This window comes from Telluria mixta, assembly GCF_029223865.1.
Taxonomy (GTDB): domain Bacteria; phylum Pseudomonadota; class Gammaproteobacteria; order Burkholderiales; family Burkholderiaceae_D; genus Telluria; species Telluria mixta.
Genome location: NZ_CP119520.1, coordinates 3,729,100 through 3,746,584, shown reverse-complemented (window position 1 = coordinate 3,746,584; position 17,485 = coordinate 3,729,100). Strand labels below are relative to the sequence as shown.

General features: G+C 65.4%; 15 protein-coding genes. 3 read left to right on the top strand and 12 right to left on the bottom strand.

Features of this window, described 5'->3' with window-relative positions; genetic code table 11:
• Positions 1–100: 100 nt before the first annotated feature.
• The 7 genes from asd to P0M04_RS16615 all read right to left on the bottom strand — a co-directional run bounded on the left by asd (position 101) and on the right by P0M04_RS16615 (position 7,577).
• Positions 101–1,225: an aspartate-semialdehyde dehydrogenase gene (gene asd, locus P0M04_RS16645; protein ID WP_259452893.1), complete on the bottom strand. Its 1,125-nt coding sequence runs from the start codon at positions 1,223–1,225 to the stop codon at positions 101–103.
• Positions 1,226–1,275: 50 nt separating this feature from the next.
• Complete coding sequence (leuB, locus tag P0M04_RS16640; RefSeq protein WP_259452892.1) at positions 1,276–2,346, bottom strand: 3-isopropylmalate dehydrogenase; 1,071 nt, start codon at positions 2,344–2,346, stop codon at positions 1,276–1,278.
• A 14-nt stretch (positions 2,347–2,360) separates the two neighbouring features.
• Positions 2,361–3,008, bottom strand: coding sequence for a 3-isopropylmalate dehydratase small subunit (gene leuD, locus P0M04_RS16635; RefSeq protein WP_105378263.1), 648 nt, complete (start codon positions 3,006–3,008; stop codon positions 2,361–2,363).
• Between the two features lie 13 nt (positions 3,009–3,021).
• Positions 3,022–3,144, bottom strand: a complete 123-nt coding sequence (locus tag P0M04_RS16630) for an entericidin A/B family lipoprotein (RefSeq protein WP_082577193.1) — start codon at positions 3,142–3,144, stop codon at positions 3,022–3,024.
• Between the two features lie 4 nt (positions 3,145–3,148).
• The gene (gene leuC, locus P0M04_RS16625; protein WP_259452891.1) at positions 3,149–4,549 is read right to left on the bottom strand and encodes a 3-isopropylmalate dehydratase large subunit; all 1,401 of its coding nucleotides are present in this window, start codon (positions 4,547–4,549) and stop codon (positions 3,149–3,151) included.
• Between the two features lie 230 nt (positions 4,550–4,779).
• The gene (locus tag P0M04_RS16620) at positions 4,780–6,702 is read right to left on the bottom strand and encodes a chemotaxis protein CheA (protein WP_259452890.1); all 1,923 of its coding nucleotides are present in this window, start codon (positions 6,700–6,702) and stop codon (positions 4,780–4,782) included.
• Positions 6,702–7,577, bottom strand: a complete 876-nt coding sequence (locus P0M04_RS16615) for a protein phosphatase CheZ (protein ID WP_259452889.1) — start codon at positions 7,575–7,577, stop codon at positions 6,702–6,704. Before P0M04_RS16615 ends, P0M04_RS16620 begins: the two co-directional genes overlap by 1 nt.
• Positions 7,578–7,946: 369 nt before the next feature.
• Between P0M04_RS16615 and P0M04_RS16610 the strand changes: the two genes are divergently transcribed.
• The 3 genes from P0M04_RS16610 to P0M04_RS16600 all read left to right on the top strand — a co-directional run bounded on the left by P0M04_RS16610 (position 7,947) and on the right by P0M04_RS16600 (position 10,415).
• Positions 7,947–8,411, top strand: a complete 465-nt coding sequence (locus P0M04_RS16610) for a universal stress protein (RefSeq protein WP_259452888.1) — start codon at positions 7,947–7,949, stop codon at positions 8,409–8,411.
• 136 nt (positions 8,412–8,547) lie between these two features.
• Positions 8,548–9,192: a response regulator gene (locus tag P0M04_RS16605; RefSeq protein ID WP_036232923.1), complete on the top strand. Its 645-nt coding sequence runs from the start codon at positions 8,548–8,550 to the stop codon at positions 9,190–9,192.
• Between the two features lie 428 nt (positions 9,193–9,620).
• On the top strand, positions 9,621–10,415 hold the full coding sequence (locus tag P0M04_RS16600; RefSeq protein ID WP_036232920.1) for a Crp/Fnr family transcriptional regulator: 795 nt from the start codon (positions 9,621–9,623) through the stop codon (positions 10,413–10,415).
• Between the two features lie 83 nt (positions 10,416–10,498).
• Here P0M04_RS16600 and P0M04_RS16595 read toward each other — a convergent pair whose 3' ends face one another.
• From P0M04_RS16595 to P0M04_RS16575, 5 genes are all read right to left on the bottom strand, one after another.
• The gene (locus P0M04_RS16595; RefSeq protein ID WP_259452887.1) at positions 10,499–11,602 is read right to left on the bottom strand and encodes a glycine zipper 2TM domain-containing protein; all 1,104 of its coding nucleotides are present in this window, start codon (positions 11,600–11,602) and stop codon (positions 10,499–10,501) included.
• Positions 11,603–11,671: 69 nt separating this feature from the next.
• Complete coding sequence (pdeM, locus tag P0M04_RS16590) at positions 11,672–12,322, bottom strand: ligase-associated DNA damage response endonuclease PdeM (protein ID WP_259452886.1); 651 nt, start codon at positions 12,320–12,322, stop codon at positions 11,672–11,674.
• Positions 12,319–14,805, bottom strand: coding sequence for a ligase-associated DNA damage response DEXH box helicase (locus P0M04_RS16585; RefSeq protein ID WP_259452885.1), 2,487 nt, complete (start codon positions 14,803–14,805; stop codon positions 12,319–12,321). The genes pdeM and P0M04_RS16585 overlap by 4 nt, the downstream gene beginning before the upstream one ends.
• A complete protein-coding gene (locus tag P0M04_RS16580; protein ID WP_259452884.1) occupies positions 14,802–16,433 on the bottom strand; it encodes an ATP-dependent DNA ligase in 1,632 nt (543 codons plus the stop codon). The genes P0M04_RS16585 and P0M04_RS16580 overlap by 4 nt, the downstream gene beginning before the upstream one ends.
• A complete protein-coding gene (locus tag P0M04_RS16575) occupies positions 16,426–17,481 on the bottom strand; it encodes a ligase-associated DNA damage response exonuclease (RefSeq protein ID WP_259452883.1) in 1,056 nt (351 codons plus the stop codon). Before P0M04_RS16575 ends, P0M04_RS16580 begins: the two co-directional genes overlap by 8 nt.
• Positions 17,482–17,485: the final 4 nt, after the last annotated feature.

The following is a 17,485-nucleotide window of genomic DNA, read 5'->3' as shown; positions in this document are numbered from 1 at the left end:
GATTCGGTGTCAATTCAATACGAAACCCAGAATAAAAAAAGGGCGGCACCGGGCCGCCCCCTCTTCTTGCACCTTGTGCGCCCGCAGGCGCCAGCTTACATCACTTGTCCAGGACGATGCGCAGCATACGGCGCAGCGGCTCGGCGGCGCCCCACAGCAGCTGGTCGCCGACGGTGAACGCGGAGATGTACTCCGGGCCCATCGACATCTTGCGCACGCGGCCGACCGGGATCGTCAGGCTGCCCGTGACGGCGGCCGGGGTCAGGTCGCGCACCGACGCTTCGCGCGTGTTCGGTACGAACTTCACCCACTGGTTGTCGTTGGCGATGATGTCGTTGATCTCGTCCAGCGGCACGTCCTTGTTCAGCTTGATGGTCAGCGCCTGCGAGTGGCAGCGCATCGCGCCGATGCGGACGCACAGGCCGTCGACCGGGATCACATTATTGCCGGCAGCGTTGCGGCCCAGGATCTTGTTGGTCTCGGCGCCGCCCTTCCACTCTTCCTTCGACTGGCCGTTGCCCAGGTCCTTGTCGATCCACGGGATCAGGTTGCCGGCCAGCGGCACGCCGAACTGCTTGGTCTCTTCGGCCGACATGCCGTGCTGGGTGGCGAGCACGCCGCGGTCGATTTCCAGGATGGCCGATGCCGGGTCGTCCAGCAGGTGCTTGACGGACGAGTTGATCGTGCCGAACTGGGTCAGCAGCTCGCGCATGTGCTGCGCGCCGCCGCCCGATGCGGCCTGGTACGTCATCGACGTCATCCAGTCGACCAGGTCGTGCTTGAACAGGCCGCCCAGGCCCATCAGCATGCACGACACGGTGCAGTTACCGCCGATGAAGTTCTTCACGCCTCGCACCATCGCGTCCTTGATGACGTTCAGGTTGACGGGGTCGAGGACGATCACGGCGTCGTCGTTCATGCGCAGGGTCGACGCGGCGTCGATCCAGTAGCCGTTCCAGCCGGCGGCGCGCAGTTTCGGGAACACTTCGGTCGTGTAGTCGCCGCCCTGGCACGAGATGATGATCTCGCATTTCGACAGTTCGGCGATGTCGGTTGCGCTTTTCAGCTTGGTTTCGTTCTTCGCCATCTTCGGCGCGTCGCCACCCGGATTCGAGGTGGTGAAGAACACCGGCTCGATGTGGGCGAAATCGCCCTCGTCCTGCATGCGTTGCATGAGGACCGAACCGACCATGCCGCGCCAACCAACCAGACCTACTAATTTCATGATATCCCTCGTTTAAAAATGTTCCGCCCGATGTCCGGGCGTATTCCTGGTCAACCCAATGCGTTGACGACGGCGTCGCCCATCTGTTCCGTGCCGACCTTCGTCGTGCCGTCTTCGTAGATGTCCGGCGTGCGCAGACCCTGGGCCAGCACCTTCTTGACGGCGTTCTCGATGCGGTCGGCCTGCTCGGCCTTGCCCAGCGAGAAGCGCAGCATCATCGCGGCGGACAGGATCGTCGCCAGCGGATTCGCGATGCCCTTGCCCGCGATGTCAGGCGCCGAACCGTGCGACGGCTCGTACAGGCCCTTGTTGTTCGCATCCAGCGATGCCGACGGCAGCATGCCGATCGAGCCGGTCAGCATCGCGGCCGCATCCGACAGGATGTCGCCGAACATGTTGCCGGTGACGATCACGTCGAACTTCTTCGGCGCGCGCACGAGCTGCATCGCGGCGTTATCGACGTACATGTGTTCGAGCTCGACGTCCTGGTATTCCTTGTGCACGTCGGTGACGATGTCGCGCCAGAACTGGAACGTCTCCAGCACGTTGGCCTTGTCGACGCTCGTCACACGGCGGTCGCGCTTGCGCGCAGCCTGGAACGCGACGTGGGCGATGCGGCGGATCTCGCCTTCCGCATAGCGCATCGTGTCGAAGCCTTCGCGCTGGCCGGCGAACGGACCGTCCGGGCACTCGCGCACGCCGCGCGGCTTGCCGAAATAGATGTCGCCCGTCAGTTCGCGGATGATCAGGATGTCGAGACCCGACACCACTTCGGGCTTCAGCGTGGAGGCGCCGGCCAGTTCCGGATACAGGATCGCGGGACGCAGGTTGGCGAACAGGCCCAGTTCCTTGCGCAGGCCGAGGATGGCCTGTTCCGGACGCAGCGCGCGTTCCAGCGAGTCGTACTTGTAGTCGCCGACGGCGCCGAACAGCACGGCGTCCGCGGCCTTCGCCAGCGCCAGCGTACCTTGCGGCAGCGGGTGGCCGTGCGCGGCATAGCCGGCGCCGCCGACGTCCGCGCTTTCCAGTTCGAAGGACTCGCCCAGTGCGTTCAGCACCTTGACGGCTTGCGCGGTGATTTCGGGACCGATGCCGTCGCCCGGCAGGATGGCAATCTTCATGTTCTTGTTCTCGTTCAGATGGTGTTGGCGAGCCACGGCTGCGCGCGCAGATGGCGTTCTTCGTAGGCGCGGATGTCGTCGGCGTGGCGCAGCGTGAGGCCGATGTCGTCCAGGCCGTTCAGCAGGCAGTACTTGCGGAAGTCGTCGATCGCGAATTCGAACGCGAATTTGCCGTCCGGCGTGCCCACGGTCTGCTTCTCGAGGTCGACGACAAGCTTGTAGCCGGGGAATGCCTTCACTTCATTCATCAGCTGGTCGACCTTCGCTTCGTCCAGCACGATCGGCAGCAGGCCGCCCTTGAAGCAGTTGTTGAAGAAGATGTCGGCGAAGCTCGGCGCGATGATGGCGCGGAAGCCATACTGCTGCAGGGCCCACGGCGCGTGCTCGCGCGACGAGCCGCAGCCGAAGTTCTTGCGGGTCAGCAGGATCGACGCGCCGGCGTAGCGCGGCTGGTTCAGCACGAAGTCCGGATTGACCGGACGATTCGAATTGTCCATGCCCGGTTCGCCGTGGTCGAGATAACGCCACTCGTCGAACAGGTTGGGGCCGAAGCCGGTGCGGCGGATCGACTTGAGGAACTGCTTCGGAATGATGGCGTCGGTGTCGACGTTGGCCCGGTCCAGCGGGACCACCAGTCCTTCGTGTACGGTGAATTTATCCATGATTCCTGATCCTTTACTTGCCGCCGGCGCCCGTGATGACCTGGCCGACCTTCTGCACGTCCTTGCCGACGCCCGAGATGGTGTTGCAGCCGGCGGCAGCGATTGCGATGAGTGCGAGAGCGATGATTTTTTTCATGTGATCAGAGGGCACGTACGTCCACAAAATGACCGGCGATACCTGCCGCCGCGGCCATCGCCGGCGACACCAGGTGCGTGCGGCCACCCTGGCCCTGGCGGCCTTCGAAGTTGCGGTTCGACGTCGACGCGCAGCGCTCGCCCGGTTCCAGGCGGTCGGCGTTCATCGCGAGGCACATCGAGCAGCCCGGCTCGCGCCATTCGAAGCCGGCGGCCTTGAAGATCTGGTCGAGACCCTCGCGTTCCGCCTGTTCCTTCACGAGACCGGAGCCCGGCACGACCATCGCCAGCTTGACGTTCGACGCGCGCTGGCGGCCGCGCACGACGGCGGCGGCGGCGCGCAGATCTTCGATGCGCGAGTTGGTGCAGGAACCGATGAACACCTTGTCGATGCGGATGTCTTCCATCGCGGTGTTCGGCTTCAGGTCCATGTAGACCAGGGCCTTTTCCATCGCGTCGCGCTTGACGGGGTCTTTTTCCTTGTCCGGATCGGGCACGCGGCCGTCGATCGTCGTGACCTGCTCGGGCGACGTGCCCCAGGTCACCTGCGGGCGGATCTCCGCGGCATTCAGTTGCACGACGAGGTCGAACTTCGCGCCCGGATCCGAGTGCAGGGTGCGCCAGTAGGCGACGGCCTGTTCCCACTGCGGACCGACGGGGGCGAACGGACGGCCCTTGACGTAATCGATGGTCGTGTCGTCAACGGCGACCATACCGGCGCGCGCGCCCGCTTCGATCGCCATGTTGCAGACCGTCATGCGGCCTTCCATCGACAGCGAGCGGATCGTCGAGCCGCCGAATTCGATGGCATAGCCCGTGCCGCCGGCGGTGCCGATCTTGCCGATCACGGCCAGCACGATGTCCTTGGCGGTCACGCCGGCCGGCAGTTCGCCGTCGACCTGCACCAGCATCGATTTCGATTTCTTCGCGAGCAGCGTCTGCGTGGCCATCACGTGCTCGACTTCCGACGTGCCGATGCCGTGGGCCAGCGCGCCGAACGCGCCGTGCGTCGACGTGTGCGAGTCGCCGCACACGACGGTCATGCCCGGCAGCGTGGCGCCCTGCTCCGGCCCGATCACGTGCACGATGCCCTGGCGCTTGTCGTTCATGTTGAAGTACGTGACGCCGAAGGACTTGGTGTTATTGTCCAGTGTCTCGACCTGCAGGCGCGAGGTCGGGTCGGCGATGCCGTGCGAGCGGTCGGTGGTCGGTACGTTATGGTCGGCTACGGCAAGATTGGCCGAAGTGCGCCATAGCGGGCGGCCGGCTTCGCGCAGGCCTTCGAATGCCTGCGGGCTGGTGACTTCGTGGACCAGGTGACGGTCGATATACAGCACGGTGGTGCCATCCGCATCGGCACGCACGACATGCGAATCCCAAAGTTTGTCGTAGAGCGTTTTTAACATGTCAAATCCAGTGAAACGACCGCTACATGCGGGCATGGTCTTTGATTATGCCATATTTGTGCAATGCGGAAGCAATGCCCTTCGAGCACGATTATTTCAATGAACTCATCCATATAAAAATTTTGTTCGGACGGATATCCAGACATGCAAATAAAAAAAGCCCGCGCATTTCCTGCGCAGGCTTTTCGTAGCTTTGTGGCAAAAATGCCTCAGCCGCGGTTTATGCCCTTTTATGCTGCAAGACGCACCGTGGAGCGGCAACCGTCCATCAGGAACGACAGGCCGACGACCAGCACGAGCGAGCCTTCCGCCGAGCGTGCCGTACCGGTGATGCCTTCGACGTTCAGCGCCGTCATCGGCTTGATCACCAGGTCGGCCGTGCCGTCGACGGCTTCCACCGCGATGATGTAGGGCTGCGGGGCGTTGATGACGATGCCCACGCGCTCCACGCACGCCTCGTAGCCGAGCGACAGCGCCAGCGAACGCACCGGCAGCGGACGGCCCTGGTCTTTCAGCACCGGGGCGCCGCCGACCTGCATGAAGGTCTCCGGCAGTTCGACGACGCGCTCGACCACCGCCATCGGCAGGGCCAGTTGCGCGCCCGACGTCGACACGAGCATGGTCGGCACGATCGACAGTTCGATCGGCAGGCGGATCGAGAATTTCGTACCGGTACCCAGGTTCGAGTCGATGCGGATCGCGCCGCGGTTCTTCTCGACGGCCGTCTTGACCACGTCCATGCCCACGCCGCGGCCCGAGACCGACGACGCCACTTCCTTGGTCGAGAAGCCCGGCAGGAACACGAGCTGGTACGCCTCGTCGTCGCTAGTGGCCTGGTTCTCGGAAATGAGACCCTTCTCCATCGCCTTCTTGCGCAGCTTGGCCGGGTCCATGCCGCGGCCGTCGTCCTGCAGCACGATCATGACGCTGTTCGCTTCCTGCCAGGCTTTCAGCAGGATGAACGCCTTGGCCGGCTTGCCGTTGGCGACGCGGTCTTCCGGGCCCTCGACGCCGTGGTCCAGCGCGTTGCGCAGCATGTGCACGAGCGGGTCGTACAGGCTGTCCACGACGACGCGGTCGACTTCCGTCTCGGCGCCTTCGATCGTCAGCTCGACGTCCTTGCCCAGGTCCTTCGCCAGCTCGCGCACGAGACGCGGGAATTTCTGGAACAGACGGCCGACCGGCTGCATGCGGGTCGCCAAAGTGGCGCGCTGCAGCTCGGCCGAATAGCGCGACGCGCGCTCCAGCGTTTCCGTCAGCGTGGCCATCAGGGTGGCGGCCTGGCCTTCGAACTTGAACTGCGACAGGCGCTCCAGCAGCACGGCCGCCTGGTTCGCGGCCTGCACGGATTCGCCGGCCACTTCCAGCAGCGCGTCCAGCTTAACCGCGTCGATACGGATGCTCTCGTCCTTCGCGGGTCCGGTGCTGGCCGGCTTGGCCTCGTTGCGGCGCTCGACGCCGTCCCAGCCCGGCTTGCCGGACGCGGCGGCTGCGGGTGCGGCTGCGGCCGTCTCGGCCGGGGCGGCCTGGACCGGCGCAGCGGCAGGCGCGGCAGCCACTTCAGGCGCTGCGGCGGCCACCGGCGCCTGGCTCGGCGTATAGGTGCCCGGCGGGACGACCGCCATGAACATCGCTTCCCAATCGAGACCGTCGGCGCCCGGCGCGGCCGGTGCGCGCACCGGTGCAGGTGCCGGTGCGGCCGCGACCGGCGCCGGCGCAGCCTTCACGGCCGCAGGCGCTGGCGCGGCCTTCGGCGCAGGCACGGCGTCCTGGCCGGCGATCGCATCCTTGAGCATGCGCTCGAGGTCGGCCGGCATCTGCGGCAGCTGGTCCGGCGTGGCGCCGTTGTTCAGGTCATTGAGCTGGTCGGCCACGAAGCCCGACGCCTGCAGCGACGCTTCGATCGCACCCGGCGTGACAGGGGCCGCGCCGGTGCGCAGCGCGTCGAACAGGTTTTCCGTCAGGTGGCAGGCGGCGACGAGCGCCGGCAGCCCCATGAAACCCGCGCCACCCTTGATGGTGTGGAACGAGCGGAACACCGCGTTCAGCGTTTCCTTGTTGTCGGGATCGCGTTCGAGGTGCAGCAGATGCTCTTCGACATTCGCTGCAAGATCCATCGCCTCGACGACGAAATCCTTGAGCATTTCATCCATTAGAATCCCAGATCGGCAAGAAGGTCATCGACACTGTCCTGGTCGAGCGCCACGGTCGGCACCGACGGACCCGACATCAGTTGCTGCGGCTGCTGCGGCTGTTCCTGTGCCGCCTGTTTCTGCGCCAGCTTTTCCTTCACGTCCGGCGGCGCGCTGTCCTTCAGCAGCTGGGTCAGCTCGTTCTCCACGGTCTTGGTGATGACGACGACTTTCTTGATCAGCTGGCCGGTGATGTCCTGGAAGTCCTGGGCCATCATGATCTCGAGCAGGCGCGCTTTCTCGGCTTCGGTCGCTTCCGTCACCAGCTGGGCGAACTGCTTCGAATCGCCGGCCAGGGCCTTGAACTGTTCGATCGAGAGCTTGCCGGCGAACAGGTCATCCCAGCGGTTTTCCATGTCCTTGGCCTGCTTGGACAGCAGGTCCTGGGCCGGCATGCCGTCGTCCAGGGTGTTCAGCACCTTGTTGGCGGCCTGTTCGGTCAGGGTGGCGACGTATTCCAGGCGGTCCTGCGCGTCCATGATCTGGGACGACGCCTCGGTCAGCGCCTTGTCGTAGCCCAGTTCGCGCAGCGAGTCGTGCAGCAGGCGCACGATGCCGCCCAGGCGCTCGTACATGCCTTTTTCATGTTCGTCCTCGCCGGTCTCGGCCGGTGCGGCGGCGGCCGGAGCGGCCGGTACGGACACGACGGCCGGAGCCGGGGCGCTGGTGGCCGCGACCTGGTCGAACAGGGCCTCCAGGTCGTCGGTATCGCCGCTGTCGCCGCCGGCGGCGGGCTCGGGCGCGGGCGCCGGCGTCGGAGCGGCAGCGGGTGCGCTGGCACGCTGCGCTGCCACTTCCTCGAATAATGCGTCGAAATCGTCAGCGGCGTCGGTCATAGTCCCTGCTTCTCCATAATTTAAATGTCGCGATGATCTTTGCTGTGTGCGGTACTGCTGCCGTCATTACGCTGACGGTACAAATTTCCGACGAGTGTATCAGCGTGGTTGCCGTAGGTAAATCTTCTGAAATGCCGGCGTTGCCGATTGGTGAGTAATCTTGGTCTGTCGACAATCTTTTACAGCGTTTTCTGATTATTTTCACAAAGTATGTGTTGTATTTTTTTATCGCGGAGGCATTTGTGACATCTGGTATTTGGGCGCCGAAAGCCGAGCACATCCCTGAGAAAGATCAAGCATTTACATTCCGCCAAGAGGGGAAACGCGAACTACAATGAGAAGGTAGCGTGACGTGAGGGAGGGCTCACCATGTACCAGAAGATTCTGATCACCACCGACGGCTCCGCGGTATCGCAGCACACCGCCTGCGCCGGCGTCAAGTTTGCACGACAGATGGGGGCCGAAGTCCTCGCCCTGTTCGTCGCGCCCGAGTACCAGTATCCCGTTTATGTCGAGATCGTGCCGCCCGCCTACCCCAGCGAAGAGGAATATGCCCAGCAGATGCAGCGCCTGGGCGAGGAATACATGGGGTCGATCATGCGTGCGGCGGAGGGTTGCGGCCTGAAGCATGCCTGCATGACGGCATTTTCCGACGCGGCGGCGCTGAAAATCGTCGACGTGGCGGAACAGCAACACTGCGACCTGATCTTCATGGGTTCGCACGGCCGCAGCGGCTGGGGACAGTTGCTGCTAGGTAGCGTGACCAATAAGGTGCTGTCCCATACGACCAAGCCCGTGCTCGTGCACCGCCTGATCCGGGAGCCCGGTACCTGACGCACCTGCCGAAGTGACCGCGACGCCGCGGCGCCGCATCGGACAGCAGGCATTGTCCGAAAAAAAGGCAACGGCAGTGTTGCCGCTGTGATATCTTTTTACCTTCATTTTACAATTGATCCCTAAGGGACATCCTATGATTCGCATTGTCATCGCCGACGACCACACGATCATGCGCGAGGGTCTCAAACGTATCCTCGACGGCGCGCTCGACATCGAGATCGTCGGCGAAGCCATCAACGGCTTCGAAGTGCTGTCGCTGGTACGCCAGGGCGGCTTCGACCTGCTGCTGCTGGACCTGTCCATGCCCGGCCGCAGCGGCGTCGACCTGATCCGCCAGGTGCGCAGCGAAGCGCCCAAGCTCGCCATCCTGATCCTGACGATGCACGAGGAAGAACAGTACGCCGTGCGCGCCATCCGGGCGGGAGCCCAGGGCTATCTCACCAAGGAAAGTGCCGGCACGCAGCTCGTCGGTGCGATCCGCAAGGTGGCTTCCGGCCGCCCGTACATCAGCACGGAAGTGGCCGAGCAACTGGCGCTGAACATCATGGCGCCGAACGAGCAGCTGCTGCACAAGCAACTCTCGGATCGCGAATTCGAAGTGTTCTCGCTCCTCGTGGGCGGCAAATCGATCACCGAGATCGCGAACAACCTGCACCTGTCCGTCAAGACGGTCAGCACGCACAAGACCCGCATCATGCAGAAAATGGGCATGACCTCGCTGTCGGAAATGGTCCAGTATGCGGTGGCGCATCGTCTGCTTGCGCCGATGAAAGCCTGAACGGCACGGCACGAAACATATTTGACATTCAAGCGACACTTTTCGTGCCCTGCCCCGGCCTTTTCCGGCCTTTTCCGGCCATGCAGGGCCCGCCGCCCGCTCGCGTAATCCTACACGCGCTTCACTCGTGACTTCCCGCCGTTGGCAGTTGAACGGTAAGAAAACTCCTACAAGCTGACGCTCCCTCCTACTACACATTCAGCCGTTGCTGATATTAATGCCGGACTCGTGTTGGCATACTGACTTCAGCGTTTCGACTTGCCTGCGGTCCATATCCGTATCCAGTCAGCTCTGTGGCTCCGATACCGCACTGGCACCACCGGACCGCAGCTTAGTTCTTTGAAATCCTAAACCTGGAGATGAGTATGCAGTCCCAGCTAACTTCAGAACAACGCAACGCCTCCCCGTCGACCCTGCACTCGTCACAGATGGAAGCCGGACGCCAACGCCAGGGCCGTCTCTGGTCGAACCTGAAAGAGGTCTGCGACCTGCTTCACATCCCGGCCGCCGTCTCGATGAACACCGAAGAACTCCTGTTCCAGCACGTCCAGTTCAAGACCGGACAGCGCGTGCACACGATCGGGCAGGCGTTCGACACCCTGTACATCGTCAACTCCGGTTTCCTGAAAACGGTTCTGATCGATGAGTTCGGCAACGAACAGGTCCTCAGCTTCCCGATGAAGGGCGACATGCTCGGCGTCGACGGCATTCACACGCGCCATTACGCGTCGGAAGCCGTCGCCCTGTCCGACTGCGACCTGATCCTCGTGCCGTTCAAGAAGCTCACCGCGCTCGGCCGCGTGCATGCCGAGCTCGAGAACCTGATGTACGGCGTGATGAGCCGCGAACTGGTACGCGAACAGGCCATGATCGGCATGCTCGGGGCCCTCTCGGCCGAAGCGCGCGTGGCACGCTTCCTGATCTCGCTGGCGGAACGTTTCGCCGCGATGGGGTATTCGAGCAAACTGTTCAACCTGCGCATGACGCGCCATGAGATCGGCAGCTATCTCGGCCTGACGCTCGAGACGGTCAGCCGCACCTTGTCCGCTTTCAACGAAATCGGCCTGATCACGGTCGACCAGCGCACCATCGGCATCAAGGATCCGGAAGCCCTCAAGACGCTGCGCCGACTGCCGCCGTCGCGCTCGCGCGCCAAGCAGAACGCCAAGCACAAGGCCGAAGCGGACAGCGCCGGCGACGGCCAGGTCCTGGCCACGGCCTGAGCAGCACCACGCACGATCCTGCCGTCGAACGAAAAAAGCCGGTTCCGCGCGGAAGCCGGCTTTCTGTTTTCTGGTGCTGATCTTCAGTCGCGGATCAGCACGCCATCGCTGACCTTCACGCGGTCGCCCACGCGGAAGCCCGGATTGTTTTCGTACGGGATCGTCTGCGTGGCACCGTTGGCATAGCGCACGACGACTTCGAAACGCTGGCGCGCATTGGCATTGCGTTCGATCTCGCGGCCCGCGATCGCGCCGCCGACAGCGCCCGCGACGGTCGCCGCCGTGCGTCCGCTGCCGCTGCCGACCTGGTTGCCCAGGAGGCCGCCCACGACGGCGCCGGCACCGGTGCCAAGATAGCTGCCGTCGCCGCTGACCTGCACGACGTTGACGGCTTCCACCGTCGCGCAATTCGTGCAGTAGCGTGCCACGCGCGGCTGGCTGCCCGCCGGATTGAGACCCTGGCCATTGCCGCCCGCCATCAGCGGTTGGCCCAAGGTGGCCGTCGAATAGCGGCCGTTGGCGCGGATCGTGGCCGTCACGGCCGCATCCGGCGCGATACGGTCGTCGCGGCGGATCGTGTACAGGCCGCTGTATTCGCCTGGCCGCACTTCCGGCAGGAAGAAGATGCCGCGCGAACCGGCAATCTGCACCTCGACCTTCGCACCCGGCGTACCGCGCACGGTGAATTTCAGCTCGTTACCCGGGCCGAGGTCGTCGCTGCCGCGCACGTCGAAACGCTCCACGTGCGGCATGTTGGACGCGGTGCGGTCGCTGCGGTCGTCACGGCCGGGGCCGCGCACGATCGATTCGGCCAGCAGGCGCGTCGTGACCATGTCGTTCACGCGCAGGTTCGCGGTGACGGCGCTGCCGGGGTTGATGCGATCGTGCGTGCTGATCGTGTAGGTGCCCTGATAGGTGCCCGGCGACGTTTCCTGCAAGGTCAGGTTGCGCGTGGCGCCATCGATGCGCAGGGTGGCATAGCCGCCCGGCGTGCCGTACAGGTCGAAGTTCAGCTCGGTGCCCGGTTCCAGGCGCCGCACTTCGTCCACGTTGAAACCGTCGATGCGGGGCGCCAGCCGGGCCGCGCGCGGGTGATCCTGCGCTTGCACGGGCGTCGTCACGGTCATCGAGAGCAAAGGCAGCGCTGCCACGACGGCTGCGGCCAATGTCTGTCGGGTTGTTGCCATGGGATCCTCCGACTTCGTCTTGTTGTCGATAAGACCAGCTTACGCCGCGCTCATGTCGGGCTCGGTGCGTTAGCGAACGCTGTGCACGGCTTCCCCGGAGGTAACGAAAATGCGGTCGCCCTCCTCTGGGTGGATGCTGTGTCCACCGGTAAAAGATCCGAATGACGGCAGGATCATCCGACGCGGCCCTAAGACGAAGCACGGCAGGCGCAGGGCGTCGAAACGTGTCGCCAAGACATAAACTGGGTGGACGTGCCCCGCCAGCACATAGCCGGGCGCAGCCAGGTCCGGATGGTGGCAGAAGGACAGCGGACCAAGCGTGAACGGCTCGTCGACGAGGTCGATGCCGAGCACGTCGGCTGGGTCGCCCGCGTGCTTGTCGTGGTTGCCGCGCACGAGCGTCAGCACGAGATCGCAGCGCCGCCGGCGCCACGCGAGCATGACGGCCTGCGTGCCCGCCGCGTGCGCCGCGCGCGCGTGCAAAAAGTCGCCGAGGAACAGCACGTGATTCGCGCCCGTCGCATCGATGAGGGCGTCGAGGGCGTCGAGGTTTTCCGTCGTCGTCCCGCGCGGCACGGGAATGCCGAACGAGCGGAACGCGGCCGCCTTGCCGAAGTGGATGTCGGCGATGGCCAGCAGTTTTTCGCGCGGCCAGTACACGGCCTTCTGGGGCAGCAGCACGAGCTGTTCGCCGGCGACGTCGACCGTGACGTTGCTCATGCCTCGGCCGCCTTTTCGAGTTCCCGCACCATGCGCGCGACGCGGTCCGCCAGCTTTTCCGTGCTGACCTTTTCGCGGAAGCGCTCGACCATCAGCGGAAAGCCGAACGGCGTGGCGCGCTTCACCTCGCGGAACGCGATGCGGCGCGCATGCAGTTCGACGAGCGTGTCGCGCAGCCGCGTGAGTTCCAGTTCCTGCTCCAGCACTTCGCGCTCGGCCTGCGTGAGCAGCAGGTTGCCGCTGTCGTGCTTGCGGAAGACTTCGAAGAACAGCGACGACGACGCCTGCACCTGGCGCATGGATTTATGCTGGCCCGGATAGCCCTGGAAGATCAGCCCCGCGATGCGCGCCACCTCGCGGAAGCGCTGCTGCGACAGCTGCGTCGCGTTCAGGCTGTCCAGCACGTCCTCCAGCAGGTGCGACGTGTCGAACAGGCCGACGTCGGCCCCCGTCTCCGCGTCGAATACGGTGGCCCAGTCCACGGCTTCGGGCGCCAGCAGTTCGAGCCCGTAATCGTTGATCGCGATGGAAAACGTGCTGGGCATGACGCGGCCCACGCGGTACGCGAACAGCGACGCGAGCCCCGTGTGCACGGCCCGTCCCGCGAACGGGTACACGAACAGGTGGTAGCCCTCGCGGCTCTTCATGCTTTCCACGACGAGCACGTCGCTGTCGGGCAGCGCCGACCAGCGGGCCTGGATTTCCAGCAGCGGCTGCAGCGCGCGCATCTCCGGCCCGTCATAGACGCCCTCGCCGGCCAGCTTGAGTTCTTCCAGCGCCGCGTGCGCGAGCTCGGACGACAGCGGCATCTTGGTGCCCTGCCAGCGGCTGACGGCGCCGCGCGTCGATTCCGAGCGCTTCACGTACGCCGTCATCTCGTGCACACGCACGAGTTCCAGGATGCGGCCGGAGAACAGGAAGCGGTCGCCCGGCTTCATGCGCCCGATGAACGATTCCTCCACGCTGCCGATGCGGCCGCCGCTCACGTACTTCACCTGCATCTGCGCATCCGACACGATGGTCCCGATCCCCATGCGGTGGCGCCGGCCGATCTTCACGTCGGGCACGCGATAGACGCCCTCCTCGTCCGGCAGCACGCGCTTGTACTCCGGATAAATCGTCAGGCTCTGGCCGCCGCGCGCGACGAAATCCAGCGCCCACTGCCATTCCTCCGGCGTCAGGTGGCGGTACGACCACGCGCTTTTGACTTCCTCGTAGAAGTCCTCGGACCGGAAGCCGCCGCCCAGCGCGACGGTGACGAGGTGCTGCACGAGCACGTCGAACGGCTTGTTCGGCACCTGCCGCGCTTCGATGCGGCGCGTGGCCACCGCACGCTTGGCGCCGGCCGCTTCCAGCAATTCCAAACTGTTCGTCGGCACGAGCGTCACGCGCGAGATACGGCCCGGCGCGTGGCCGCTGCGGCCCGCACGCTGCAGCAGCCGCGCGATGCCTTTCGCGCTGCCCACCTGCAGTACGCGCTCGACGGGCAGGAAATCCACGCCCAGGTCCAGGCTCGCCGTGCACACGACGGCCTTCAGGTCGCCGCGCTTCAGGCCCGTCTCGACCCATTCGCGCACCTCGCGGTCGAGCGAACCGTGATGCAGCGCGACGAGGCCCGCCCAGTCCGGACGCGCTTCGATGATGTTCTGGTACCACAGCTCCGATTGCGAACGCGTGTTCGTGAAGACCAGCGTCGCCTCGTGGTTCTCGATCTCGGCGATGACCGGCTGCAGCATCTGCAGGCCCAGGTGGCCGGCCCACGGAAAACGCGCGACACTCTGCGGCACGAGGCAGTCGACGACGATCTGCTTTTTCAGGTCGCCCTCGACGAGCACGCCCGCATCCGGATCGCCCAGCAGCACGCTGCGCGCCTCCGCCAGATTGCCCATCGTGGCCGACAGGCCCCACACGACGAGGCCCGGATTCCAGCGCCGCAGCCGGGCGAGCGCGAGCTGCACCTGCACGCCGCGTTTGCTGCCCATCAGCTCATGCCACTCGTCGATGATGATCATGTCGAGGTGCCTGAACTGGTCGCGCGCGGCGGCATGGGACAACAGCAGCGACAGGCTTTCCGGCGTCGTGATCAGCGCACCGGGCAGCGACTTGGACTGGCGCGCGCGCTCGGCCGCGCCCGTGTCGCCCGTGCGCGCGCCGATCGTCCACGTGCCGATGACGTCCGGGCTCGCGGCCGCCAGTTCGGCCGTGGACACTTCCAGCGAGCGCTGCGTGTCCGCCGCCAGCGCACGCATCGGCGTGATCCACAGCACGCGCAGGCCCGCGTTCGCGCGGCGACTCCGATTGGCACCGCGCAGCAGCGCCGCGAACCACACGGCGTACGTTTTACCGGCCCCCGTGTTCGCATGCAGCAGGCCCGATTCGCCCGCCAGCGCGGCCTTCCACACGGCGCGCTGGAACGGGAATACCTTCCAGCCGCGCGCTGCGAACCAGGCGTCGACCGCCGCTTCCGCCTGTGTCTTGGTCATGGCGTGACGGCTCCCAGCAGGCCTTTCAACGTATCGAGCGTATCGGCCTCTTCGACGGGCTTGTCGTCGCGCCGCCGCAGGATGCGCGGGAAGCGCACGGCGATGCCGGCCTTGTGGCGCGTGGACAGCGCGATGCCCTCGAAGCCGATCTCGAACACCATCGTCGGCTTCACGGACCGCACGGGCCCGAATTTTTCCACCGTCGTCTTGCGGATGATGTTGTCGACCTGGGCGATCTCCGCATCCGTGAGGCCGGAATAGGCTTTCGCGAACGGCACCAGCTTGCGCGCGTCGCCCTCGCCATCCCACACGGCGAACGTGTAGTCCGTGTACAGCGACGCGCGCCGTCCACTGCCCGCCTGCGCGTAGATCAGCACCGCGTCGATGGCATACGGATCGATCTTCCACTTCCACCACGTGCCCACATCCTTCGTGCGGCCTACGCCGTACTGCGCGTTCCGTGCCTTCAGCATCATGCCTTCGACGCCGCGCGCCCGCGATTCCGCCCGCAGCTTGCCGAGGTCGTCCCAGCTGTCGGCGGTCACGAGCGGGGAGATGCGCAGCTGCGGTTGCGCGGCGCCCGTGACGAGCGTCTCCAGCAGCGCGCGCCGCTCGTGCTGGGGCAGCGCGCGCGTGTCGACGCCGTCCAGTTCCAGCAGGTCGTACGCGAGCAGCACCGCCGGCAGCTCGGCCAGCAATTTCGCGGACAAGGTCTTGCGGCCGATGCGCTTCTGCAGGTCGGCGAACGGTGCCGGTGAATCGCCTGTCGTCCAGATCAGCACCTCGCCGTCGACGACCGTCCCTTCCGGCAGAGATAAACCCGCCAGTTCGGGAAAGCGCTCCGTGATCAGGTCCTCGCCGCGCGACCACAGGTAGTTCTGCCCGCCGCGCCGCACGAGTTGCGCTCGGATGCCGTCGTACTTCCACTCGACCTGCCAGTCGCCCATGTCGCCCAGAGCGCCAGGTTCGCCCTGCAGCTGGTGCGCGAGGAAGAAGGGATAAGGCTGGCCGCCGCGCAGCTTGTGTTCGTTGTCGGTCTGCGCCGCGATCAGCTGCAGGAAACCCGCCGCCGTCGGCTTCACACGGCCATCCGTCCAGCCCATCAGGCGCTGCGCGATCAGCTTCGAATCGACCGCGGCGATGGACGCCAGCGCGCGCGTGACGAGCAGCTTCGACACGCCCACGCGGAAGCCGCCGCCGATCAGCTTCCCGAACAGGAAGCGTTCGCGCCACGTGAGTTCGTCCCAGTACGAGAACAGCGCTGCGCGGATCGTGCCCGGATCGGCGCCGCGCAACGGGCCGATACGCTCTTCCATCCACACAGCCAGGCCCACGTCGCTGTGGTGTTTCGGGGGCGGCAGGATGTGGGCGATGGTCTCGGCCGTGTCGCCGACGGCGGCGTACGATTCGTCGAACAGCCAGTCGTCCAGGCCCGCGTATTCGATGGCGTACTGGCGCATGAGTTTGCTCGGCACGGCCTGGCGCGGCTTGCCGCCGGCGAGGAAGTACACGGCCCACGCGGCGTTTTCCGGGGCGGCGCTGGCAAAGTAATTCTGCAGCGCCTCAAGCTTGCGGTTGGTGGCGGTGGTTTCGTCGAGTTCGGCGTACAGGCGGGCGAATTCACGCATCCTTCGCCTCCCCTGGCTCTTGTTCGACCTGGGGTTCGCCGGGCGTCGCGCCGACGGCTTCGTCGTCCTCCTCGCCGTATTCCGTGTCGAACGCTTTCGCATCGAGGCCGATCTGGCACAGCCAGCGCACCATCACGGGAATCGAACCGTGCGTGACGATCACCTGCTGCGCGCCCGTGGCGTGGATCGCGTCCAGCAGGCCGGGCCAGTCGGCATGGTCGGACAGCACGAAGCCGCGGTCGACGCCGCGCCGCCGGCGCGCGCCGCGCAGCAGCATCCAGCCGCTCGCGAACGCGTCGGAGTAATCGCCGAAGCGGCGCGTCCAAGGCGAGCCGGATGCGGACGGCGGCGCCAGCACGAGCGCCTTTTTCAGATCGGCCTTGTCCGTCTCGCTCACCATCTGCGTGTGCGGCAGCACCACGCCGCCCTCGCGGTAGATGCGGTTCAGCGGCTCGACGGCACCGTGGCAGACGATGGGACCAATAGAAGGATCGAGGCCGCACAACAGGCGCTGCGCCTTGCCGAACGCGTAGGCGTACAGGATGCTCGTGCGGCCCTCTTCCGCGTTGCGGCGCCACCAGCCGTTGATGTCGTCGAAGACGTCCTGCTGCGGATCCCAGCGGTAGATCGGCAGGCCGAACGTGGATTCGGTGATGAAGGTGTGGCAGCGCACGGCTTCGAACGGGGCGCAGGTGGCATCCGGCTCGACCTTGTAGTCGCCCGACGCGACCCAGATCTCGCCTTCGTACTCCATGCGGATCTGGGCCGAACCCAGCACGTGGCCGGCCGGGTGCAGCGAGATCGTCACGCCGTTGTGGACGACCTTGTCGCCATAGTCGACGCCGTCGATGTTGATGTCCTGGCCGAGGCGCGACTTCAGGATACCGACGCTTTGCTTCGAGGCCAGGTAATGCTTATGGCCCCAGCGCGCGTGGTCGCCGTGCGCATGGGTGATGACGGCCCGGTCGACCGGCCGCCACGGGTCGATGTAGAACTGGCCCGGCACACAGTACAGGCCTTCCTTGCGTACGACGACCATGTCTCCCATGCGG